Raw genomic sequence first — 22,843 nt, forward strand, 5'->3', positions numbered from 1 at the left:
CACACTGAATATCAACGGCTGGTGGTGGCCCGGTATTCCGCCGTGGGAGCCACCGTGAGCAGGGCCAGCACCAACGCCATCAGGGCCAGCCCGATCCAGCCCAGCGGGGTCAACCGCTCCCCTACAATCAGCACCGCGAGCAGGGTGGCGATGGCCGGTTCCGTGAGCGTCACTGTCGTGGCAGTACTCGCCGACACGCGGGTGAGTCCGAAGCCGAAGAGCAGGTACCCGAGGAACATCGGCACCAGAGAAATGTAGGCCGCCACCGCCAGGGCTTCCGATGACGCCACCAGCGGCGCACCCGTGATGAAGAGCACCGGTAAAAGCAGGGCACCGCCGAGACCGAACACTGACCCCATCGAGGCCGCTCGGCTCACCCCGGAACTCATGAGTCGGTGAGTGGTCCAGGAGTACAGGGCGTAGGTGGTGCCGGCGACCAGCCCGAGAGCCACCCCCAGCAGGGTCGGGGCCAGCCCGCGGGTAGAGTCGTTCATGGTCGAGACGCAGAGCATCACGCTGCCGGTGATGCCGAGTCCGGCGGCGAGCATCCACCACCGGCTCAGGGCGCGGCCTTCCACCACGCGCTCCAACACCCCGGAAGCCAGTGGCGCGGAGGCAAGCGACACCACAGAACCAATGGCCACCCCGGCCGTGTGCATGGAGCTGTAGAACGCCAGCGGATACAAGAAGACGGCGAGCGCGCCGATCAGCACCAGACTGCGTTGCTGTTGCAGTTGAGGCCGCGCCGTACGAAGCGCCGGAATGGCAATGAGCGCCTGCAGAAGCCCGCCCACGCCGAGTGCGGCAGCGCCGATGGCCAGCGGGCCGGCGCTCGGTGCGAAAGTCGCGGCGGTACCGGTGGTTCCCCAGAGCAGGGAGGTGACCGTGATGGCGGCGAGTCCGGCTCCGCGCCCGGTGTTCACCGCAGTCCTGCCAGCAGTCCGACGGCCAGTTCGCGGGCCCGGTAGAGTCGCACTGTCTGGCCCTCGAGTCCGGCGCGGATCATCGCCCCCTCCAACAGGAAAGCACAGTGTTCTGCCAAGATGGCCGCACGTTCGTCGTCGACGATCTCCCGCAGGTGCTCGAGCAGAATCTGCTCCACCTGTTCCTTGTGCGCACGCACCGCTTCACGCCCCTCGGACCCGGCGGTGAGTTCTGCCGCGGCGTTGAGCAACCCGCACCCGCGAAAACCCAGCTCCGCTTCGCGTTCGCCATGGTCGATGTAGGCATCGAAGACGGCGAGCACCGCCTCCGACGGTGTCGAGGCAGCATCGACGCGCTGCTGATAAAGGACCAGCCATTCCTGGTGGCGCTCGTCGATGTAGGCACCCACCAGCTCCCCCTTGGAGGAAAAGTTGTTGTACAGACTCTTCTTCGCCACCTGCGCCTCGGCGGTGATGGTGTCGATTCCGGTGGCCGTGAGTCCGTCCGTGTAGAACAGCCGCGATGCCGCACCGAGCAGCTTCGTGCGGGCAGAAATTCGCTCCGAGGTCATGTGGTCCTCTTCTGTGGTCGCGCATCAAGAATGCAAGTAGGTAGATCAGTATACCTACCGCGATGACGTCATGCCTCGCGGGAGAAATGCCCGCACCGAAGAGCAGAAATTGGTCATGGCAGCCCCTGGGCGACGAGGCGGACGTGCTCGAGCGCATGCATCACGAGTTCATCCCCACCCAAGGGCTGCGCCTGAGCAACACCCACCATGAGGTGTACTTCAGCGACGTCAGACGCACCGCCCCGAGTGGATGCGCACGCTACTGCGGCAGTCGGTCACACCGACCTGACCGCGTCCGCGCACCCGGCGAATCCACCAAATCTGCCCGGCGAATCCACAATGAGCGAGGGGTTACAGCCCCTTGCCCGACGGCGACACCAGAATCTTCACCGCCGTCTCGTTGCGGTTGATCAAGGTGTCGAACCCTTCGTCGATCAACCCGTCCAACCCGATCTTGCCGGTAATGAACGGCTTGAGGTCGATCTTGCCCTCTTCCACCAGCTTGATGGTGGCCGCATGGTCGAAGGAGTAGCCGATGGTGCCGCGCAGATCGAGTTCCTTGAGCACCAGGGTGGCCAGGTCCGCCTCCGGACGGTGACCCCAGATCGACTCGTTGACGATGACGCCGCCGGGACGCACGGCGTCGAAAAGCATGTTCAACACCACGTCCACCGAGGTGGCTTCGAAGCCGACGTCGGCACCCTTACCGTCGGTCAGCTTCCGCACTTCTTCGGCCACATCCACGTCGCGCGGGTCGAAGGCGTAGTCGGCCACGCCGGTCTCCAACGCCTTCTGACGCCGCAGTTCGGACAGTTCGGACACGATCACGGTGATGTCCAGCGCCTTCAGCACCGCCGCCGTCAGCACACCAATCGGCCCGGCACCGCCGATGATGGCGACGTCGCCCGCTGCGGCCTCGGAACGGCTCACCGCGTGGTGGGCCACCGAGAGCGGTTCGATCAGTGCGGCCTCATCCAGACCCACCTTCTCGGAAATGGGGTGCACCCAGTGCCGGTCCACGGCGATCTGCTCGGCGAGCCCGCCACCACGGCCGCCCAGGCCGATGAAGTTCATATCGGGCGAGAGCTGGTAATTCTCTTTTCCGTAATACTCCTCGTGGATGATGTAGGGCTCGACCACCACGTGCTGGCCGACCTCCAGATCGGTGACGCCTTCACCGAGTGCGGCCACGGTGCCGGACATCTCGTGGCCAAGCGTCACCGGCGCGGATTCGCCCGAGATGGGGTGCGGGTGGCCTGCCGGCGGCACGAAGATCGGGCCGTCGAGGTATTCGTGCAGGTCGGTGCCGCAGATCCCGCACCAAGCGACGTCGATCAGCACCTCGCCGGCGCCGGCCACGGGGGCCTCAATGTCTTCAATGCGGATGTCTTTGCGGTCGTAGTAGCGTGCAGCACGCATGACGTGATCCTCCTAAAAATCTCGACGGAAGCATTCTTGCTTCCCCACCATGGTGGCCCCGGACACCCGGCGAAGGTAAGGGTCCATGGACGAGATCACCCCGGTTCCTCCCCGGTGATCCGGGGGTTTTCCCCATGGCGTCGCCGCCCGGCACCGCGTACCGTCGTCAGTATGCAGAAATTCTTCACGTCCATCCGCCGTCTCGGATTCCGCCGCGGCCCGGCCCGCCTGGCCGGGGGCATCGCCGGCGGCATCGCCCAGCATGTGGGCATCAACGTCTGGCTCGCCCGACTGTTGGTGCTCGTCTCGTTCCTACTGCCGGTGGTCGGCGTCGGGTTCTACCTCGTGATGTGGGCGCTGACCCCGTGGCAGGACGGATCCATCCCGCTGGAGCGCGCCCTCGGCGGCAACCCCGAGATCCGCTGATTCTTATGCCTCCGGCCGGACTGCGCGGCTCACCGTTCTGATCTGGACGAGCGCAAGGTCCAGCAGCGGGGTGTCCGACCCGAGCTCCCGGGCCCGGCGGGCGAGGTCGCCCAACAGGTGCTCGGCCTCGGTGCGGTAGCCGGCGACCAGATCCCGGTATAAGGATGAGGTGAACTCCGACCCGGGCTCGGTGAGCATCGCTCGACTTGCCTGTTGCGCCGCCTCCGACACCGGATATCCTGCGTGCGCCGCCACGGCTTCCAGCTCCTGGACCGTGGCGTGGATGTGCGGGAGTCCGCCAGCATCAATGATGTCCCCGATGGGCCCGCGAAACAGGCAGGTGGTCACGCCCGCCGCAGCAATGAACATCCACTTCTCCCACAGCGCGGAGCGGATGTCGTCGCGGACCGCGAAATCGATGCCCGGCACATCCAGTGCCTCCACCACCGCAGCGGGTAGCGGCTCTTCGGTGAGCGACCCCACCGTGAGCCCGCACAGCGGCGTCAGCTGGTGAACGGTGTCCCCGTCCAGGGTGGCGACGATGCGCACGAACCCGCCGAGCGTGCGCCCCGGGTAGCGCTGCTCCACGAGATCCAAATGCGCCATCCCGTTCAGGATCGGCAGAATGAGGGTGTCCGGACCCACATACGGCGCGATGTCGTCCAGCGCGGAATCCAATGCCGTGGCCTTCACCGCCAGCACCACCAGGTCGAAGGGTGCTGTTTCTTCACCCCGCACGAGCAAGTTCACCGGGTGGGTCCGGTCCAGCCCCGAGGAGACGAAGCGCAGGCCATCACGGCGCAGACGCTCCGCGCGCTCGGAGCGCACCAGGAAGGTCACCTCGCGTCCGGCCTCGTGTAAGTACGTGCCGAATGCGCCGCCGGTGCCACCGGCGCCCACCATCAGAATCCTCATGGACTGCATGCTACCGTCGCCCCATGCAGCACTCGATCACCCTCACCCACGGCCCGGTACGATTACGCCCGCTCACACTCGACGACGCCGAGGCGCTACATCGCACCCTGTCCCCGGAGATGTGGGCCGGAATGGCCGACCCCTTCCCCGAGACCCCGGCCGCGCTCAACGAGTTGCACGCCCCCATGCTGGCATCGGAGACCGTGCTCGCTTTCACGGTGGAGTTCGAGGGCAACATCGTCGGACGCACCGTGTTCTACGACCTGGTGCCGGGGCTGCGGGTGGAGGTCGGCTCCACGTTCCTCGCCCCTGAGGTGTGGGGCACGCTCGTGAATCCGACCATGAAGTACCTGATGTTCCGCCACGCCTTCGACGAGCTCGAGCTGCAGCGGGTGGCGCTGCGCTGCGACTCCCGCAACACTCGTTCCCACCGCGCCATCGCGAAACTGGGTGCACACTGTGAGGGCACGCTGCGGAACTTCCGGGGATCGGCAGACGGGTCTATCGTCGACGTCGACTATTTCAGCATCGTGCCAGAAGAGTGGCCCGCCGTCCGCGAGGGGCTACTGGCGCGGCTCGGTGTCTGATGGGAGTACCCGGGCGATGAGTGCGTCCGGGCTGATGCCTTCACGCCGGGCCGCCGTCTCAATGTGGTGCACCGCTGCGGGCGACAGCCGCGGCCCCGCTGCATCAGCGGGCAGGGGCTGAGCGTTCTTGAGCGCGAAGCTCAGCACGGGCAACACCACAATGCCCAGCGCGGCGAGAATCCAGATCACTCCTGCGGTCCGGAGATACCAGTCGAAGTCATCCAGTTCCAGACCCCAGACCGGCATCAGGACCATCACCACCCCGACTCCGATAAGCCCGAGGGTGGCGAACAGCCCGGTGCGCACCGCCCGGATGCGGTGCTCGGCGAGCAACAGCAGGAGCGAGGCGACCGACAGGGCCGCGGTCACCACGCAGGCGGTCGCCGTCACCTCGACGGTTGGTTCGTCCCAGCTCGGCTCGCCCCACACCAGTCTGAGACACCAGAGCAGCGTGAGGAGTGCAACGGTGACCGTGACCCACCCGAACGTCTGCCAGCGTTTTCCCACCAGCACCACACCGCAGAACACGGCGACGCTAAAAACGCCGATGAGCGCTGTGCTCGCCAGCACCTGGTAGGCGGGGTCGGAGTTAACGTCGCCGAACAGCACGATGATGCCCGCGATCGCGGCGATCGAGAAGGAGGCGATGATCATGATCACCACCCACCGCCGGACACGCTGAGCGAACGACTTTGCGACCGTCGATGTGACGCTACTGCTCTCCATAGTGACCTCTCAGACGTTCTCGGCAGACGATGTGTGCCGCGTTAGGGCAGGTGGTGCCCAGCGGCGCGGAACAATCCGTACCATTCTCCACGGGTCAGGGGCAGCGTGGACCCGGCGGCGGCGTCGGCTACCCGCTGCGGTGTCGTCGTGCCTAGCACCACCTGCATGGTCGCCGGATGCCGGGTGATCCAGGCGGTGGCGATCGCGATCGGGGCGACGCCGTACTTCTCGGCCAGCCGGTTCAGCTCGGCATTAAGCCCCGGATAGTCCGGCGAGTCCAGGAACACCCCGCCGGGCCCCTGGAAGGGAGACCATGCCTGCAGGGTGATTCCGTGGATCCGTGAGTACTCCAGCAGCCCACCGCCGTCGAGGGTCACGGCATCGGGCGTGGCCAGCATATTGGCGGTGAGCCCCTGGGCGATGATCGGTGCGTGCACGAGTGACAGCTGCACCTGATTCACCACCAGCGGCTGGGTGACCGCCGTCTTCAGCAGGTCGATCTGCCGCGGGGTGTGATTGGAGACGCCGAAGGCGCGCACCTTGCCGGCCGCCTCCAGTTCGTCGAAGGCCCGCGCCACCTCCTCGGGCTCCACCAGCGCGTCCGGGCGGTGCAGCAGCAGCACGTCCAGATAGTCGGTGCGCAGTGCCGCCAGGGATCGGTCGACCGAGGCGATGATGTGCTCGTAGGACTGGTCGTATCCCCACGGCTCGTCCACAATGCCGGTTTTCGACTGCAGGACGATCTCCTCGCGCTGCGCTCCGCTCAGTTGCAGGGCTTCGGCGAAACGTCGCTCACAGTGGTGGTAGCCGCCGGGGTGGTTGAAGCCGTACAGGTCGGCATGGTCGAACTGGGTGACCCCGGCCTCGCGCGCGGCCGTGTACACGGCGCGGATCTCGGCATCGGTTCGGTCGGCGATGCGCATCATGCCGGCGATGATGTTCGGGACGGTGGACACTGCGTTCTGCTCGGTCATGAGGCTCAGCCTAGCGCTCCGGGCCCCTTTCCGGCAGCGCGAAGCGCAGGCAGAATCGCTCGCACACCACGGGCATGTCTGGGGTGTACCCCCGAGGATCAAGGAGCCCACTGACGTGGTCGAAGCGACATCAGACTTTAATGCGGTAGCCGCGCTTGACGACAGTTTGAATCAGATCGGCAGGAATGGCCCTTCGAAGACGGGACACCCACATTTCGAGAGCGTGGCCGGAGTCGCAGTAGCGGACTTTCTCCAGTAGATGTTCGCGCGAGAGTACCGACCCCTCGGCTTCCACGAGGGCGCGCAGCAAGGCGAGCGGGCCAGGAGCCAGACGGACCGGCGCCTCGCTGACCTCCGGGATGGTCAGCTGAACCCCACGTAGCTCCACCGGACCATACTGGGTCTGCAGACGTAACGCGTGGTGCCGTTCGAGATGGTCGCAAACCTTCTTGATCATTGCGCCCAGCCGCCAGCGATCGGGGATCACCGTTTCGATACCGATCTCGGTCAGCGGCGCGACGGTCACGCCTCCGACTCCCGCGCAGATCACGTCGGTTTTCAACGCCTCCACCAGCTCCTCGTGTTTGCGGTACTGTCGGGCCACACCCAGGAACGCCTCAACAGCGGGCGCGGCGGTGAAGGTAAGTACGTCTAGCTGGCGCTCGATGACGGCGTCGATCATGCGCAGCAGGGCATTATCCTCGGCGGGCCGCGCCCAGGTGTAGGGCATCACGGTGACCACGCGCGCACCAGCGTCTTCCAAACGGCGAATGTGCCCGTGATCCGCCATGCCGTGCAGCTGGAGGACCACTGTTTTGCCGGCGATGTCACGCTGAATCAGCATGTCCAGCACCGTGTCGGTGCGCTCGTCTTCGGCCGCGCCGTCGTCATCGAGACCGGAGGCTCGCACGGCACCACGGGCTTTGGGACCGCGCACCAGGATCGTCGCCCTCTCCAGGACGTCACGCAACTCAGACCAGACCCCATAGGTGTCAGCAGCCTCGACCCAGCGTCGCATGCCGTATGCGGTGGTGATGATGGCGTAATCGGGCTTCACGTCGATGACCTTGTACGTGTCTTGCTGCAGGCTCACCGACTCGGTCAACGGGGCGATGCGCAGCGCCGGTGCATGCATCACTTCGGCGCCGCGACGCCGGAAAGCGGAGATGAGCTCCTCACTGCGCCGGTCCGAGGTCACCCCGATACGAAACCCCGCGAGCGTCTGCGGTAGAGCAGACCCTGCTCTGAGGTCGGGCTCGGAGCATGCAGGCTGATGTGCTGCGCTCATCTCCACGCGCCCGCCTGCAAGGCCGCTTCCCGAACGACTGCCACAGCCGATTCACCGGTTCCGGGCCCGTTGGCCGCGAGCCGGACGACGTCACCGATGACTAACACCGCAGGTGAGGTGATTCGCTGGGACGCGGACGCGAAGAGGATGTCGCCCAACGAGGCAAGACACACACGCTGAGAGGGGCTGTACCCCTTCTCGATGATGCCGACCGGAGTCGACGAGCCCAGCCCGTGACGACGCAGTCCCTCCACGGTGTGGGCAAGCGTACCTACACCCATCAGCACCACAATGGTCCCGCCCAGACTGGCGAGCCCCGAGAGTTCCTCTTCCGACAGCGGGTCATGACCGGAAATGACGGTGAAGGCCCGGGTCACCCCGCGTGCGGTCACCGGAATGCCGGCCGCGGCCGGAACCGCGACGGCGGACGTCACCCCCGGAACCACGGTGACGGGAATACCGGCCTCCCTGCAGGCGGCGACCTCCTCGCAACCGCGGCCGAAGACAAATGGGTCACCCCCTTTGAACCGGACGACATGTTTTCCGGTACGTGCCGCGTCGATCATCATCCGATGGATGCTCTCCTGGATGACCCGATGATGTCCCGGACGTTTGCCCACGTCGAAGAGCTCGGCGCGAGGCGCCCAGGACCGCAGATCGTCGGAGGGCGCCAGCCGGTCGTAGTACACGACATCGGCCTCAGCAAGAGTGTCACGGGCACGCACGGTCATCAGGTCTGCGGCTCCTGGCCCGCCGCCGACCAGTGTCACACGCCCAGGTGTCGTGGTGGTTCCTGCCGTCGTCATCATCAGGCTCATACCGCACCAACCTTCTGGCCGACGAGCACCGGAAGCTGCTCGTGAACGCCCTCCTCCGTCGCCTCGACCGAGGCGCAGGCGTCAGTCGCAGTGGACCGGACGGGGATGACCGGACCGATCAAGACGGGACCATTCCCGGCCACGGATGAGGCCTTCTCCTGCTCGGAGGCCGGACGGGGCTGATCACGCTCCATGACGTATTTCAGGTCCGTGTCGGGCGCATCCGGGGCGTTCACGAAGCTGCGGAACCGACGCAGCTTATCCGGGTCCCTCAGCGTGGCCGCCCATTCGTCCTCGTAGCGATCCACATGTTCAGCCATTGCCCTCTCGAGGTCTTCAGCGATGCCCAGGGTGTCCTTCACGACGACGTCGTAGATATGATCTACCCCTCCGGGTAGTTCCTCGATCCACCGGGCGGTACGTTGCATCCGGTCAGCGGTGCGCACGTAGTACATGATGTAACGGTCCAGGTACTTGATGAGCGTCTCATCATCGAGGTCCTTTACCAGCAGCTGGGCGTGGACCGGAGTGGCACCGCCGTTGCCTCCGACGTAGAGGTTCCACCCATCTGGAGTGGCGATGATGCCGGCATCCTTGCCGCGAGCCTCGGCGCATTCCCGAGCGCAGCCGGAGACACCGAACTTCATCTTGTGCGGCGAGCGCAGCCCTTTATACCGCATCTCCAGACGAATGCCCATGGCCACCGAGTCCTGCAAGCCGTAACGGCACCAGGTGGCACCCACGCAGGACTTCACGTTGCGCAGCGCCTTGCCGTAGGCCTGACCGGATTCGAACCCGGCGTCAACCAGTCGCTGCCAGATAGCCGGGAGCTGCTCCAGCCGCGCGCCGAACATATCGATACGCTGGGCCGCAGAAATCTTGGTGTACAGGCCGAATTCTTGGGCCACCTGAGCGATGACACCCAGCTTTTCCGGGGTGATTTCTCCGGCCGGGATGCGCGGCATCACCGAATAGGTGCCGTTGCGCTGCATGTTCGCTAGCGCGCGGTCGTTGGTGTCCTGCAGGGCTCCGCGGCCGCTGTCCAGAATGTATTCGTCGTGGAGGGCCGCCAACATGGATGCCACCGCTGGCTTGCAGAGGTCGCATCCAAAGTTGATGGACGAATCCGCCGGTGTGCCGAAGCGGTCAACGATGTCCGTGAATGAGGTCAGGTGAGTCGCCCGCACCGCTTCAAAGAGATCAGCGCGAGCGTAATCGAAGTGCTCGCACATGGACTTGGAGATCTCCATGCCCTGCGTGAGCATCTCCTTCTCCATGGTTTTCTTCGCCAACGGCACGCAGGATCCGCATTGGGTTCCAACCTTGGTGCACTTCTTCAGCGCTCCCATCTCGGTGATGGGCTCGCCTGTGGTCTCACCCTTGACCGCATGCCGGATATCTCCCGCGCAAACGGACTTGCACGAGCACACTTCGGCATCGTCGGGAAGGTCCATATCCACGTCCCCGCCGGCGGCAGACAGGAACGCCCCCGGCTCAGCCGGCAACGCACGGCCCAGCAACGGACGCAGGGACGAGTACGGGGTTGCGTCGCCCACGAAAACGCCGCCCAACAGGGTGGAAGCATCGTTGGTGACCACCAATTTCTGATAGACGCCACCAACGGCGTCGGCATACACCACTTCCAGCGACCCTTCTGTCTCGCCGAAGGTGTCCCCGAAACTGGCCACGTCCATGCCCGCCAGCTTCAGTTTGGCGGCGGTGTCGAAGCCATCGAAGCTAGCTTCTCCGCCGAGCAGCCGGTCAGCGACCACCTCGGCCATCGCATTCGCCGGCGCGACCAAGCCCATGCACGTGCCCTCGAAGCTGGCAACCTCGCCAATAGCCCAGACGTTCTCCGCAGAGGTGGCACAGGTCTGGTCGATGACCAGTCCTCCACGCGGGTCGGTCTCCAGTCCGGCATCACGGCCCAGCTCGTCCCGGGCCGTGATGCCGATGGCGGCGACGACCAGATCCGCGGCGACGTCGCCGGTCTCGTTGAAGTTCAGCATGTATTTGAACAAGCCTGCCCCGTTGACAGTCAGGGCGCAGGGCCGCTCGCCCAAGTGCAAGTCATAGCCTGCCTTCGCCAGCAGCCGGTTGAGCGCTCGGCCTCCGCCCTCATCCAGCTGCGCGTTCATCAGATAGTCGCGGGAGTGGACGATGGTCACCGTCGCACCGCGGCCCTTTAGCCCGCCGGCAGCTTCAATCCCCAGCAGTCCGCCGCCGATCACCACGCAGTGCGGGGTGCGTCCCAGTTCTTCGCGGAGCTCTTCGATGCGCTGCGTTAACCAGTCGACGTCGTCGAGTGTTCGGTAGACGGCGATGTGTTCGCGGCCTTCAATGGGCGGTGTCGGAGCGGTGGAGCCAGTGGCGAGCACCACCTCGTCGTAGGTGTATGTGCTGGTGCCCCCGTCGGGGGTGCTCGTCGTCAGAGTCTTCAACGCCGGGGCCAGCTCGACGACCGGGGTGGAGGTATGCAGGGAGACCAGAGGATTGTCCCAGAGGTCAGGGTCGCCGAGAAGGAGATCGTTGGCCGGGTCCTCGAACCTCTTGGACAGGCCGACGCGGTCATAGGGAGGCGTCGCTTCCTCGGTGAAGAGACTGATCTGCACCTCCTCAGGATCCCTGGAGAGCAAAGCCTCGACCAGCCGGTGCGCGGCAGGTCCGCCGCCAACGACGGCGATGTGACGTGGATTCTTAGCAGACATCGGTCCCTCACCTTCTGCTCGATTAGAGTGTTTTCACGCTACAAAGAGTCGATTTCCCTGGCATGTCTCCTTTGTAAAGCCGATGTGACATGGTCTTCAGCCATTGCGTTGAGAGGCCTGCAAGGTGCTTGATCTTCGGTTAACACGAGCGAAAACCCTCTGAAATCACCCGCACCTACCATGGTGAGCGTGAGCAAAGAACACGCGACAGACACCGAATCTTGGCACCGCATCTGCGCCTTCGAAGAACTTGAGCCCATGTGGGGCGAGGCGGCCTTGGTGAACGGCGTACAGGTCGCCCTGATCCGCCTGACCGACAATCGGCTCTTCGCCGTGGATCACTGGGATCCGGTGGCCAAGGCCAACGTCATGGCCCGCGGGATTGTCGGTTCCAGAGGAGGTACGCCCACGCTGGCCTCCCCCATCCACAAACAGGTCTACAGCCTCGAATACGGGGAATGTCTCTCCGAAGAGGGGGTGGCCCTACGGTCCTACGAGGTCCGTGTGGAGAACGGCCAGATCGAAGTGAAGCTCTGATGGGCTCATCACCAGCGGCCACGACACCGACCGACGCGGGGCCTGCTGCACTTGCCGCGATCTCCCACGGCACCTCTTCCTCCGCCGGGCAGGCCGTGGTGCAAGCCCTCACCGATGAGATCAGCCGGTTGGCCGCGTCGGACGATGCGATCGGTCCGGTCAGGACCGGCCATGTGGACGTTCAGCAGCCCGATATCGCCACGACCCTCGGCGCCCTCGACGAGGGCCAGGGCGCGGTGCTGGTACCGCTGCTGCTCTCAGCCGGGTTCCATGTCAATGTGGATATGAGGGACGCCGTGGCCGAGGCCGACCGGCCCACAGTCATCGCCGGGGCACTGGGACCCGACGAACGCCTGGCCGCGGTACTCGAGCGACGCCTGACCGAGGCTGGGGCCGACCCCCAGAAGGACACCGTGATCCTCGCGGCCGCCGGTTCTTCCGACTCCTCCGCTGTCGACGACGTTGAAGCAACAGCTCGACTGCTTTCTGATCGTCTGGGAAATCCCGTGCGGGCGGCCTATCTCTCGTTCGCCCATCCCACCGTGCCGGAAGCGATCCACGAGGCACAAAAGAGAGCACCGGAGCGACGCGTGGCCATCGTCAGTTATCTGTTGGCGCCCGGTTACTTCCAAGGGTTGTTGGAATCACGTGCTGCACAGGCCGGGGCCGTGCTGGTGTCGCAGCCCCTGATGCATCTCGCCGGCGGGACGCCTCGCGTGCCGGAAGAACTCCCGCAGATCGTTCTGGACCGCTACCACGCTTGCGTATAAGTTTCGTTTATTCATTATCGGTGACCCTGCCACGCCCGCTCGGCGTACGGATCATGGTGCTCGGTTCAGACGGGGGCGGTCATCGAGGCGGCAGCGGCGAGAATCTTCTCGATGTTCTTGTGACAGGTTCCGCAGCCGGTCCCAGCCCGAGTCTCGGCGCTGATCTCCTTGACCGTGCGGCAACACGTCGATGCTGCCTCCATGACCGTCCCCGCAGTAATGCCCGCGCAGCGACAGAGGACGTCGTCGGGACCGAGCTCAACTTCTCTGGTGGCGTGCTCGGCCGCCAGCAAAGCTGTGCGATCGGCCACCGGAATGGTGCCACGCGTAGCGTGCATCGCTAATTCTGCCGCGGCGCGGGGTAAGCCCACGGAGACAAATCCCAACAGTCGCTCTCCCGTAGGAGCATCCGCGCACGACTCAACCGCGCTGGGATTCGGCCCGGTGACAATGCGAAGATACTGACCGCGCTTGGTATCCGACCAGTTGGAGACGGTGGGCGCCGCCGGATCCCAGAGATCGCTACCCCATGGGTCGTGGGAGGTCTCTCCAGCACACGCGACGTTGAGCGTCTTGGACTTCAAGAGAAACACTTCCAGACCGACCGAGTCCTGTGTTCCATCGCCGTAAGCGGCGTCGAACTCCACTGGAGCTCCGGAGGCATCGAGCTCGATCGCCACCCCCAGATTGAGCTGCTGACGGAGCGCTGCAGCAGCGGCCTCTGCCTGCGCCCAGCCCGCACCGATCAGTCCGGAGGGGTCTCGGCCGTCGACAGCGGCGCAGTCTCCCACGGCGTATACATCGGCGTGGCCTTCGGCGGTTCCCGTGCTGCGGGCGTCCCACCCGGTGACGATGCCACGCTTCACCGGCAAGCCCGCGGCTGCGGCTAGTTCGTCACGCGGCTTCACCCCGGTGCACGTAATCAAGAGGGAAGCCGGAAGTATCTCGTCCCGTGAGGTCCGTACCGCGGTGAGCTCACCGTCGTCGACGACAACGGTCGTCACATCACTGCCGGCGCGGACGTCGACACCAGCCAACATCAATTCGCGGCGGAGCAGCATGCCTGCATCAGTGCCCAACTGACGGCCCATCGGTACCTCACCTCGGTGCAGCAACGTCACGGGGACGCCCACTTCGGCAACCGCGAGCGCTGCCTCCACACCCAGCACCCCTCCGCCGAGCACGACGACGGGCCTGCCGTACTTCAGACGGGAGCGGATATGCAGCGCATCCGTCATGTCTCGCAGTGCGGTCACGCCATCGGGGTATCTCGAGTGCGTGACTTCGGCGTCGACGTTGCCGCTGTGCCGCGATTCCACGGACATCGCGGGCATGATGGGTTCGGCGCCGGTGGCCAGCACGATCTTGGTGTACGTGAGCTTCCGTTCGCCACCGGGACCGTTGAGGGTGACGATCCTGGCGGCTGGGTCCAGCCCGGTCGCCGTCGTATTGAGGAGGACGTCGACCCCTTGGGCGCGCAGGTCCTCTTCATTGTCCGTGGACAGCTCTTCCGGCGCGATCCTGCCGACGCTGACGTCACCGAGACGAATTCGCTGGTAGGCCGCGCGGGACTCGGAGCCGGCGATAGTCAGCCGTAACGCCCCCGCAGTGACGTCCGGCAGCAGCTCCTCCACCAGACGCGACGCCACGGGCCCGAATCCGATGATCACCACGTGGGGCTTGCCCTCCATCACTGTGCTCCTTCCGTTGAGGCCAGGTTCTCTCTTGGGGTGAGAGCACCGGGCGTACTCTCACCGGCAGGCACTTCCTCCGCGGTGGCGGCCCGGATCGAGGCCGGGGTGTTCTTGAACTCCGGCATGAAGCTCTGCGGGTCGGTCAGCCCGCGCGTCAGGAGGTTCGCCGTGCCTTGGCCGGGAAAGTGGAAGGGAGCGAAAATCGTGTCCGAGCGGATTCCGGCTGCGAACTCCACCTTGGCGACCATCGACCCCTGAGCATTTTCAACGACGGCGTAGCCGCCCTCGTCCAGACCGTGTTCGGCAGCGGTGGCCGGGTGAATCTGGACAACCGCTTCGGGATGAACCTGGCGCAGGGCATCCACCCGCCGGGTCTGGGCACCGGACTGGTAGTGCTCCATCACCCGTCCAGTGGTGAAGGTGAGTTGTCCTGCCACGGGAACAGGCTGACGTCGCGGACGCAGGGCGGTCAGCCGAGCTTTCCCATTCGCATGGGCGAAGCGCTCCTCGAACATGCGCGACGTCCCGACCACAGGTTCCCCTGTCAGCGATTCCTCCCCCGACAGCGTGGAAGACGGCACCGGCCAGTAAGGAGCGTGGCCAGCGTCGATGAGGTCCCAGTCGAGGCCGGAGTAGTCGGCTGCCGCGCCGCTGGTGGCTTCGCGGATTTCCGCGAAGACTGCGCGTGGGTCAACGGGGAACTCCGCCGGGCTGCCCAGGCGTCGAGCAAGCTCGTGCCAGATCCACAGTTCTGAACGGGGACCGACGTCTGTCGCAGGGCTGGCATGGGACCTACCCGATGGCGGATCCACCGCCTTCCGACGGCGAAGTACCCTGCCTTCCAGATTGGTCATGGTGCCGTCTTCCTCGGCCCATTGGAGCACCGGAAGCACGACGTCGGCTTCGGATGCCGTCTCGGACATGAAGAAGTCCGCGACCACCAACAGTTCCAGAGATCGGAGGTTGCGGATCACCCGTCCCGTGTCAGGGGCGGAGACCGCAATGTTCGAGCCGTGGACGAACAGGGCGCTCACTCCTTTGGGTTCGCCCCACTCGTCCACGGTGCCCATGGTGTGGAGCAGCTGGGTGGCCGGAGTCCCGGGGCCAGGGATCTCTGTCTCCGCCACTCCCCAGACCTGCGCCATATGCGCGCGGTCCTCGGGATCCGTGATCCTCCGGTTGCCAGGCAGCTGGTCCGACTTCTGCCCCATCTCGCGGCCACCTTGGCCGTTGCCCTGGCCGGTGAGCGTCCCGTAACCACCGCGGGAACGTCCGTCCGTACGGGCGCCGGGAAGGCCCAGTACCAGGGCCAAGCTGATCGCGGCACAGGCGGTATCGGTGCCGTCACGGTGCTGCTCCACCCCGCGACCGGTGAGAATATAAACAGGGTCCCCACCGTGGCGTGCGGCATGAGCGGCGTGCCCCAGCTTGCGCGCGACCGCGCGGATCTGATCGGCCCCGACCCCGGTCGTCGCTTGGGCTCGCTCAGGCCACCAGTGGGAGACAGACCGGCGGAATTCGGCATACCCTTCAACACGCGAGTCCAGGTATGACTGCGCCGCGAATCCTTCCTCGATGATCACGTTCGCCAGGGCCAGCAGCAGAACCAGGTCACCTCCCGGTGCAGGCGCGATATGCAGGCCGCCGCCGTCCGCTGTGAGCTCGGCTGTGGTGGAGCGCCGCGGATCCACGACGATCAGCCCTCCCTTCTCGCGGGCGCCGTCGAGATGCTGGACAAAGGGCGGCATGGTGTCGGCCACGTTGGAGCCCAACAGCAAGATGGTGCAGGCATCGTCCAGATCCGTCAGCGGAAAGGGCATGCCGCGGTCCAACCCGAAGACCAGGGTGGAGGCTTTGGACGCCGAAGACATACAGAACCGGCCGTTGTAGTCGATGTGGGACGTGCCCAGCCCGACTCGAGCGAACTTCCCAAGAGCATATGCCTTCTCATTGGTCAGCCCGCCCGAGCCGAAGACGCCGACGGCGTCACGGCCGTGTGCTTCCTGAATGTTCCGGACCCGATCGGCGATGACGTTCAGCGCGTGGTCCCACGTGGTTTCCCGGAACGCCCCGGTTCGTGCTCCGTCAGCAGCCCTCTCCTGAACCAGGGGAGCCATGATTCGATCTCCGGTGCGTTTCAGCAGCTCGTGAGCGGTGTTGCCCTTGCGGCAGAGACGGCCCCGGTTGGTCGGGAAGGAAGCCCCCTCGATTTCGTAGTCGGTGGCAGCGCCGTCTCGCTCGGTGACCGTGAGGGTCATGGCGCATTGCAGCGCGCAGTATGGACAGTGCGTCTTCACCGTCCGGGTGCTTTGTTCAGGGATCGACGTCGTCTCGGTCATGATGAGTCCTTCAGACCCGGTTGCGGGCGTAGACGGTCCCCGAGCGCAGGTAGACCGCCCAGGTGAAGAAGGCAAAGCCCAGGTAAGCAGCAGCGAAGCACCAGAAGGCCGTGTCGAAGGAGCCGGTGATGTTCTGTGAAGCACTGAGCACCTGTGGAATGGCGAAACCGCCGAAACCGCCAATCGCGCCGATGAAACCGAGCGCGGCGGAAGCTTTCCTCTCATGACCGATCCGGTCGTTCGCGTCTACAGAAAGCCGGAAGACCAAGGGAATCATCCGATAGCTGGCTCCATTGGCGAATCCAGTCAAGGTGAACAGCACCAGGAATAACACCAGGTACAGCCAGAAGCTGGACAGCGACAGAGTCACCACGAGCACCACGGTCACCGCGGCCATCGCGATAAAGCAGAGGGCCGTGACCCGAGCACCGCCCACGCGGTCGGCGAGTTTACCGCCATAGGGTCGGGCCAGAGAACCGACCAGCGGCCCCATGAAGGCCAGGGAGAGAGCCGCACCGAGTACCTGGAAGCTCGAGAACTCGGGGAACTGGATGCTGACCAGTGTCGGGAAGACGGACCCGAATCCCATGAAGGAGCCGAAGGTGCCGACGTAGATCACCGCGATAATCCACAAGTGCTTTTCCTTCAGCGCTGAGAGCGAACCCTTCACGTCGTTTTTGGCGTGTGAGAGGTTGTGCATATGCTTGCGCGCGCCCCAGGCGGCCAGCAGGATCAGCGGAATCCAGATGAGCCCGGCCACGGGGAGAGCCGGGCCGTACTGCCCGAAAGCCAGGATGGTCACGGCGACCGGCACAATGAATTGGGCGACGGCGACGCCGAGGTTGCCACCCGCGGCGTTAATACCCAGCGCCGCCCCCTTCTCCTTCGCCGGGTAAAAGAAGGTGATGTTCGCCATCGAGCTGGCGAAGTTCCCTCCGCCAAAGCCAGCTGTGGCAGCGACGACGAACAACACCCACACCGGGGTCTCAGGGGTAGCCAGTGCGATCGCCATGGCCGCGGTCGGGATCAGCAGAAGCAGTGCGGACACCACCGTCCAGTTCCTTCCGCCAAACATCGCCACGGTGAAGCTGTACGGGATGCGCATGGTCGCACCCACCAACGGCGGCAGCGAGACCAACCAGAACTGCTGGGATGTTGTCAGATCGAAACCAGCGGCGGGGAGGAACACCACCGTCACTGACCAGAGCTGCCAAACCGCGAAGCCCAGAAACTCACAGAAGACGGACCAGATCAGGTTGACGCGCGCCGTCCGCCGCCCCGGCCCTTCCCAGAATTGCTCATCCTCAGGGCGCCAGTTGGTGATCCAGCGCCCTCGCGCCATCACCAGCCGATCCGTGGGGACGTCCTGGGTCTCCACGACATGTTGGACTACGCCCTCTGATCCCGGTGCCTGCCGAACCTCTGTCTTCATGGTTCTACGTTCGCAAGGCGATGTTTCCGCTAGCGAGGGCGTTTGTTTCAACCAGGAAAAACGGGCCTCACGCGTCCTTCAGACCACAGTGAAGACCACCGACAAGGCGCCATGGATCAGCCCGAAGCCATCACGGTCCTGCTAAGTCTGTAGCCGACAGCGGGTAGCGCACCCGGAAGCGCTCGCACACCACCGGCATGTCCGGGGCATAGCCGCGCGGGTTCTCGGAATGCTCGCGCCAGAACCGCTCGTGGATGGCACGCCAGGCGGCCAGAGTGCGATCATGCTCGCCTTCCGCATGAGCGTGCTCCTCACTCACCTCCGCGAAGGGGACGACGGCGATCTCGGTGGTCTCCAGCAGCGCCCGGGGTGCCCCGCGCCCATCGAGAATGATACTGAGCTCCCCCACCGCTGGCACCGGTTCGCCGGTGTGCTCGTAGTCCCACAGCGGTGACGACGTCGCCGTCTTCACCCCGGCGAGCACCAGCTCCAACAGCCCGTCGGCGTGCTCCGGGGTCGCCCCGAACGCCCATGCTTCGGGTAGCTCCTCCGGCAATTCCGGCAACTCTGTACGGCACTGGCGCCAGAAGTCGTCAAGGGTGAGGGTCGCGGTCATGCTCCCCAGTCTAGTGGGGACCTACCGGCACAGATCAGCGGAACGTCGCTCTGAAGAGCGGGTTCTTCTTCACCACGTGGCCAGCGCCGCAGGACACCGTCGCGCGGGCTCCGCTCTTCACCCAGCTGGACGATTTGGAGAAGCTGCCACCCTTGCCTGCTGAGTACCAGCCACAGGTCACGGTGATCCGATACTGCGAGCCGCTGCCGAAACAGGTCACGGACAAATCGCGCCACTGATTGCTGGAGGTCGTGGCATTTGTACAGCTGGCCGCCTGTGCTGGCGCGGCGCCCACCACACCGGCAGAGAAGACGAGCGCCGTTGCACAGAGGACCGTTGCAAGCTTCTGTTTGAAATTCTTCATGGTGACTGCCTTTATCCTAGTCACGTCAGTGATGTACCTCACAGACGGACAGCACTCTGCGCCTCGCGCGCATCGACGACTACCCCTACTAGCAAGTCACTCAGATCACCGCGGACGTGGACTCCTGCCCGGGCAGATCCTGGCTCGCGGCCCACGACGCCAGCAACTGGAGCCGCTCGGCGGAGGCGGAGCCTGGTTCGGCGGCGTACACCGTCAGAGTGAGCCCCGGCGCGGATTCCAGGTTCATCCCTTCGTAAGCCAGTGTCAGCTCACCGACCACGGGGTGGCAGAACACCTTGCGCCCGGTGCCATGGTGGCGCACATCGTGCTGGCCCCAGAGCCGACGGAAGTCATCACTGAGCGTGCTCAACTCCCCCACGAGATCCTGCAGCCGTCCATCATGAGGGTCGCGCCCCGCTTCGGTGCGCAGATTCGCCACCGTCACCTGGGCGTAGAAGTCCCAGTCCGGGAAGAAGCTGTGAGCGCGTTCGTCGAGAAAGGTGAACCGGGCGATATTCGGGCGGTCCGGTGACATGGCGTACACGTCACGGTAGAAGGCACGGGCCAGCGGATTCGCAGCCACCAGGTCCATTCGGCCATTGCGGACGAATGCCGGACCGGCGGTCACCGCATCGAGCATCCACTGGAGGCTCTCGTGGGGCGGCTGTTCAGTCGAGCGACTGCGGCGCCGCGGACGCGCCGTTGGGCTGGACGCCTGCGCCAGGTCGAAGAGATGCGATCGTTCGGCGTCGTCGAGCAGCAGAGCCCGGGCCAGGGCGTCGAGCACCTCCGGAGAGGCGCCGCCGAGCGCGCCGCGCTCCAGCTTGGTGTAGTACTCCACGCTCACGCCGGCCAGCGTCGCGACCTCGCTGCGGCGCAGACCGGGCACGCGCCGGTTCGAGCCGCCGGGCAGCCCCACCTGCTGCGGCGTCACCTTCGCCCGGCGCGAGGTGAGGAACTCGCGCACATCGGCCTTGTTGTCCATCGTTCTACGGTAGGCCAGACCCGCCCGCCGGAGGGAGTCCCTGTCGGTACCTGTTTCGACCGGGCCTCCCAGCAGTACGCCGTCCGTGTTTTCATGGATACCAGACCAACCGCACCCCACCCCAGGAGCACCTCATGCGCGCTGTCATGCTGCACGCCCCCGGCGACATCCGAGTCGAAGACATCGAACGTCCCACCCTCGTCGAGCCCACCGACGCCATCATCCGCGTCACCGCCGCCTGCATCTGCGGCTCCGACCTCTGGCCCTACCGCGGCGCTGAGGACGTCCACGGCCCCGCCGCCATGGGGCACGAATACATCGGCGTGGTCGAAGAAATCGGCGACGACGTGCGCGACATCCAGGTCGGCGACTTCGTGGTCGGCTCCTTCGTCGCCTCCGACAACACCTGCGAGATCTGCCAGGCCGGCTTCCAGTCCCGCTGCATCCACCAGGTGATGATGGGTTCCATCGGCACCCAATCCGAGTACGCCCGCATCCCCTGGGCCGACGGCACCCTGGTGAAGGTCGACGGCGAACCCACTGAAGAACAGACCAAGAGCCTGCTCGCTGCTTCTGATGTGCTCGGCACCGGCTGGTTCGCTGCTGTTGCCGCCGAAGCCGGCCCCGGCAAGACCGTCGCCGTCGTGGGCGACGGCGCGGTCGGTCTGCTGGGCATCCTGGCCGCCAAGCAGCTCGGCGCCGAACGCATCATCGCCATGTCGCGGCATGCCGACCGTCAGGCGCTGGCCCGCCAGTTCGGCGCCACCGACATCGTCGAAGAGCGTGGCGAAGAGGGCGTGGCCCGCATTAAGGAGCTCACCGGCGGGTACGGCGCCCACTCCACCATCGAGGCCGTGGGCACCCAGGAGTCCATGCTGCAGGCCATTCACGCCACCCGTCCCGGCGGGCACGTCGGTTTCGTCGGCGTCAGCCACGGGGTCACCCTGGAGGGCATCGATCTCTTCGTCTCCACCGTGAGTCTGCTCGGCGGACCCGCCCCGGTGCGGCGGTTCTTGCCGGAGCTCATCGAGCTGATCATGACCGATCAGATCAACCCCGGCGCCGTCTTCGACCTCACCCTTCCCCTGGAAGAAGCGGCCGAGGGCTACCGCGCCATGGACGAACGACGGGCCACCAAAGTGATGCTCACGTTCTGAACCCGTGACCTGCGGCGAGCGTAGCCGTACGATGAGTCCATGAAGTTCGGCATGCGCAAGCCCTCGCTCAACAAGTCCATCGCCGCTCGCACCACCGGGCGAGCGACCCGCGCGGTCAAGCGCGCGCTGATCCCCGGTTACGGGAAGAAGGGCATGGGTTGGCTCCGTGACCCGAAGCGTGCGGCACGCAACGCGGCCTACCAGCGCACCACCTTCGACGTGCGCGACCTGTTCAAGAAATAGCGTCGCGCAGGTCGAAGGTGGCGCGCACGTTCAGATCGGCTGGCATCGGAGCGACATTGATGCGCTGGGTTTTGGAGGACGCCGCTCCAGCGCGTTAGCGTTCGTGCACCGTCACCGAGAGCTCCACCGCGAAGTCGTGAGCATTCTGCCGCAGCGCTTTCACGCTCAGCCCGGTCAGTCCTGCGAATTCGCCAATTTTCAACATGAGTCCATACTCCCGCCTCCCCTCACGGGAGAGTCAACACTGTAGCGGGCGAGCCACTCTGGTCAGCCCCACCCGGGTATCGGCCGTCAGTGCACTGCTCACGTCACGACAGATCCTTGACATTAATATCAGGATGCCTGAAACTCAATATGACATAGCTCACAGATTGAGGTGCTCTCGATGGACGATTCAGCACACTTTCATCTCCGTGCATCCCGGGTGGAGGCCGACTCGCTGACAGGGCGAACCGCTGTAGTCACCGGCGCAGGGCGAGGCCTGGGACGCGCCTATGCTTTCGCACTCGCTGCGGCCGGTGCACACGTCATCGTCAATGACGTCGATGAGGCAGCCGCGCACCGGGTGGTCGACGACATCCGCGAGGCTCGCGGACAGGCAACTGCGCACATCGCTGCGATCGGGCCCCTCGCCACGGCCGAGCAACTGGTGCAGACTGCGGTCGAGCACACGGGTCGACTCGACATCATGGTGGCCAACGCGGGAGTCCTTCGTGACCGTGTCGTCTGGAAGATGACCGAGGAGGATTTCGATCTCGTCGTCAGCACCCACCTCAAGGGCGCGTGGACCTGCGCCAAAGCCGCTGCGGAGCAGTTTCGGGAGCAGGGCGACGGCGGGCGGGTCATTCTGGTCGGCTCCCCCGCGGGCCAGTACGGCTCGTTCGGCCAATCCAACTATTCCAGCGCCAAGGCCGGTGTGGTCGGCCTGACACGCACCCTTTCCCTGGAACTGGCGCGGTTCAACATCACGGTCAACGCCATCATCCCCACGGCCCTGACGGAGATGACCGCCACCATCCCCGCCTACAGCGGATGGGTGAAGGACGTCGAAGCCGGTCGCGACCTGCCTCCGTTGGCACGCCGAGAACATGGGTTGGGAAGCACGATGGACGTCGCCCCGCTGGTGACCTGGCTTACCTCCGACGATGCGGCGGGTGTCTCTGGCCAAGCCTTGGGACTGGGCGGAGACCGAATCATCGTCTATGCGCATCCGCGAGAGGAAGCCATCGCCGATCGCGACGGGGGCTGGAGTCAGCAGGACATCTCCGACGCCTGGCATCGCGACCTCTCAAGAGCGATGCAACCCGCCGGACCGCCAGTGAAACCGTCGCCGGAGAACTGGTAGGGCCG

Annotated in this window: 22 protein-coding genes; 7 read left to right on the plus strand and 15 right to left on the minus strand. The window is 65.3% G+C overall.

The annotated features are described in order from the left end of the window. Window positions 1-11: 11 nt before the first annotated feature. The 3 genes from P8192_RS12220 to P8192_RS12230 all read right to left on the minus strand — a co-directional run bounded on the left by P8192_RS12220 (window position 12) and on the right by P8192_RS12230 (window position 2,914). On the minus strand, window positions 12-923 hold the full coding sequence (locus tag P8192_RS12220; protein WP_278157303.1) for a DMT family transporter: 912 nt from the start codon (window positions 921-923) through the stop codon (window positions 12-14). Beyond that, entirely contained in the window at window positions 920-1,495 is a 576-nt protein-coding gene (locus P8192_RS12225; RefSeq protein WP_278157304.1) for a TetR/AcrR family transcriptional regulator, read from the minus strand. Before P8192_RS12225 ends, P8192_RS12220 begins: the two co-directional genes overlap by 4 nt. A 351-nt stretch (window positions 1,496-1,846) precedes the next feature. Beyond that, window positions 1,847-2,914, minus strand: coding sequence for a 2,3-butanediol dehydrogenase (locus P8192_RS12230; protein WP_278157305.1), 1,068 nt, complete (start codon window positions 2,912-2,914; stop codon window positions 1,847-1,849). Window positions 2,915-3,085: 171 nt separating this feature from the next. Here P8192_RS12230 and P8192_RS12235 point away from each other — a divergent pair, with 171 nt between their 5' ends. After that, window positions 3,086-3,340: a PspC domain-containing protein gene (locus tag P8192_RS12235; protein ID WP_278157306.1), complete on the plus strand. Its 255-nt coding sequence runs from the start codon at window positions 3,086-3,088 to the stop codon at window positions 3,338-3,340. Between the two features lie 3 nt (window positions 3,341-3,343). On the opposite strand, the gene P8192_RS12240 is transcribed toward P8192_RS12235, so the two are convergent. Continuing rightward, window positions 3,344-4,255 (minus strand): ketopantoate reductase family protein, encoded by a 912-nt coding sequence (locus P8192_RS12240; protein WP_278157307.1) that lies wholly within the window; start codon window positions 4,253-4,255, stop codon window positions 3,344-3,346. Between the two features lie 23 nt (window positions 4,256-4,278). Between P8192_RS12240 and P8192_RS12245 the strand changes: the two genes are divergently transcribed. Further along, complete coding sequence (locus tag P8192_RS12245) at window positions 4,279-4,842, plus strand: GNAT family N-acetyltransferase (protein WP_278157308.1); 564 nt, start codon at window positions 4,279-4,281, stop codon at window positions 4,840-4,842. Here the strand turns inward: P8192_RS12245 and P8192_RS12250 are convergent. From P8192_RS12250 to nirB, 5 genes are all read right to left on the minus strand, one after another. Next, window positions 4,819-5,496 (minus strand): hypothetical protein, encoded by a 678-nt coding sequence (locus P8192_RS12250; RefSeq protein ID WP_278157309.1) that lies wholly within the window; start codon window positions 5,494-5,496, stop codon window positions 4,819-4,821. The genes P8192_RS12245 and P8192_RS12250 overlap by 24 nt on opposite strands. Window positions 5,497-5,609: 113 nt before the next feature. Next, window positions 5,610-6,542: an aldo/keto reductase gene (locus P8192_RS12255; RefSeq protein WP_278157310.1), complete on the minus strand. Its 933-nt coding sequence runs from the start codon at window positions 6,540-6,542 to the stop codon at window positions 5,610-5,612. Between the two features lie 130 nt (window positions 6,543-6,672). Continuing rightward, window positions 6,673-7,830 carry a uroporphyrinogen-III synthase gene (locus tag P8192_RS12260; protein WP_278157311.1) on the minus strand — a complete coding sequence of 386 codons (1,158 nt, stop codon included), beginning with the start codon at window positions 7,828-7,830 and terminating at the stop codon, window positions 6,673-6,675. Then, the gene (gene cobA, locus P8192_RS12265) at window positions 7,827-8,648 is read right to left on the minus strand and encodes a uroporphyrinogen-III C-methyltransferase (protein ID WP_278157312.1); all 822 of its coding nucleotides are present in this window, start codon (window positions 8,646-8,648) and stop codon (window positions 7,827-7,829) included. The genes P8192_RS12260 and cobA overlap by 4 nt, the downstream gene beginning before the upstream one ends. Further along, the gene (nirB, locus tag P8192_RS12270; protein WP_278157313.1) at window positions 8,645-11,356 is read right to left on the minus strand and encodes a nitrite reductase large subunit NirB; all 2,712 of its coding nucleotides are present in this window, start codon (window positions 11,354-11,356) and stop codon (window positions 8,645-8,647) included. Before nirB ends, cobA begins: the two co-directional genes overlap by 4 nt. A 180-nt stretch (window positions 11,357-11,536) precedes the next feature. Between nirB and nirD the strand changes: the two genes are divergently transcribed. Together nirD and P8192_RS12280 are read left to right on the plus strand one after the other, a co-directional pair. Continuing rightward, the gene (gene nirD / locus P8192_RS12275; protein WP_431521114.1) at window positions 11,537-11,893 is read left to right on the plus strand and encodes a nitrite reductase small subunit NirD; all 357 of its coding nucleotides are present in this window, start codon (window positions 11,537-11,539) and stop codon (window positions 11,891-11,893) included. After that, window positions 11,893-12,663 (plus strand): sirohydrochlorin chelatase, encoded by a 771-nt coding sequence (locus P8192_RS12280; protein ID WP_278157315.1) that lies wholly within the window; start codon window positions 11,893-11,895, stop codon window positions 12,661-12,663. The genes nirD and P8192_RS12280 overlap by 1 nt, the downstream gene beginning before the upstream one ends. 65 nt (window positions 12,664-12,728) lie before the next feature. On the opposite strand, the gene P8192_RS12285 is transcribed toward P8192_RS12280, so the two are convergent. The 6 genes from P8192_RS12285 to P8192_RS12310 form a co-directional block, all read right to left on the minus strand. Next, a complete protein-coding gene (locus P8192_RS12285; RefSeq protein WP_278157316.1) occupies window positions 12,729-14,354 on the minus strand; it encodes an FAD-dependent oxidoreductase in 1,626 nt (541 codons plus the stop codon). After that, window positions 14,354-16,696: a molybdopterin oxidoreductase family protein gene (locus P8192_RS12290; RefSeq protein WP_278157317.1), complete on the minus strand. Its 2,343-nt coding sequence runs from the start codon at window positions 16,694-16,696 to the stop codon at window positions 14,354-14,356. The genes P8192_RS12285 and P8192_RS12290 overlap by 1 nt, the downstream gene beginning before the upstream one ends. A gap of 10 nt (window positions 16,697-16,706) precedes the next feature. Beyond that, entirely contained in the window at window positions 16,707-18,128 is a 1,422-nt protein-coding gene (locus P8192_RS12295) for an MFS transporter (RefSeq protein ID WP_278157318.1), read from the minus strand. A 130-nt stretch (window positions 18,129-18,258) separates the two neighbouring features. Beyond that, window positions 18,259-18,744 carry an ASCH domain-containing protein gene (locus tag P8192_RS12300; protein WP_278157319.1) on the minus strand — a complete coding sequence of 162 codons (486 nt, stop codon included), beginning with the start codon at window positions 18,742-18,744 and terminating at the stop codon, window positions 18,259-18,261. Between the two features lie 34 nt (window positions 18,745-18,778). Beyond that, on the minus strand, window positions 18,779-19,108 hold the full coding sequence (locus P8192_RS12305) for a hypothetical protein (RefSeq protein WP_278157320.1): 330 nt from the start codon (window positions 19,106-19,108) through the stop codon (window positions 18,779-18,781). 100 nt (window positions 19,109-19,208) lie between these two features. After that, window positions 19,209-20,093, minus strand: coding sequence for a helix-turn-helix domain-containing protein (locus P8192_RS12310; RefSeq protein ID WP_278157321.1), 885 nt, complete (start codon window positions 20,091-20,093; stop codon window positions 19,209-19,211). A gap of 134 nt (window positions 20,094-20,227) precedes the next feature. Here P8192_RS12310 and P8192_RS12315 point away from each other — a divergent pair, with 134 nt between their 5' ends. From P8192_RS12315 to P8192_RS12325, 3 genes are all read left to right on the plus strand, one after another. Next, entirely contained in the window at window positions 20,228-21,250 is a 1,023-nt protein-coding gene (locus P8192_RS12315) for a zinc-dependent alcohol dehydrogenase family protein (RefSeq protein WP_270107161.1), read from the plus strand. 39 nt (window positions 21,251-21,289) lie between these two features. Next, entirely contained in the window at window positions 21,290-21,493 is a 204-nt protein-coding gene (locus P8192_RS12320; protein WP_278157322.1) for a hypothetical protein, read from the plus strand. Window positions 21,494-21,878: 385 nt separating this feature from the next. Continuing rightward, window positions 21,879-22,838 carry an SDR family NAD(P)-dependent oxidoreductase gene (locus P8192_RS12325; protein WP_278157323.1) on the plus strand — a complete coding sequence of 320 codons (960 nt, stop codon included), beginning with the start codon at window positions 21,879-21,881 and terminating at the stop codon, window positions 22,836-22,838. Window positions 22,839-22,843 lie beyond the last annotated feature (5 nt).

It is taken from the genome of Citricoccus muralis (assembly GCF_029637705.1).
In the GTDB taxonomy this organism is placed as follows: domain Bacteria; phylum Actinomycetota; class Actinomycetes; order Actinomycetales; family Micrococcaceae; genus CmP2.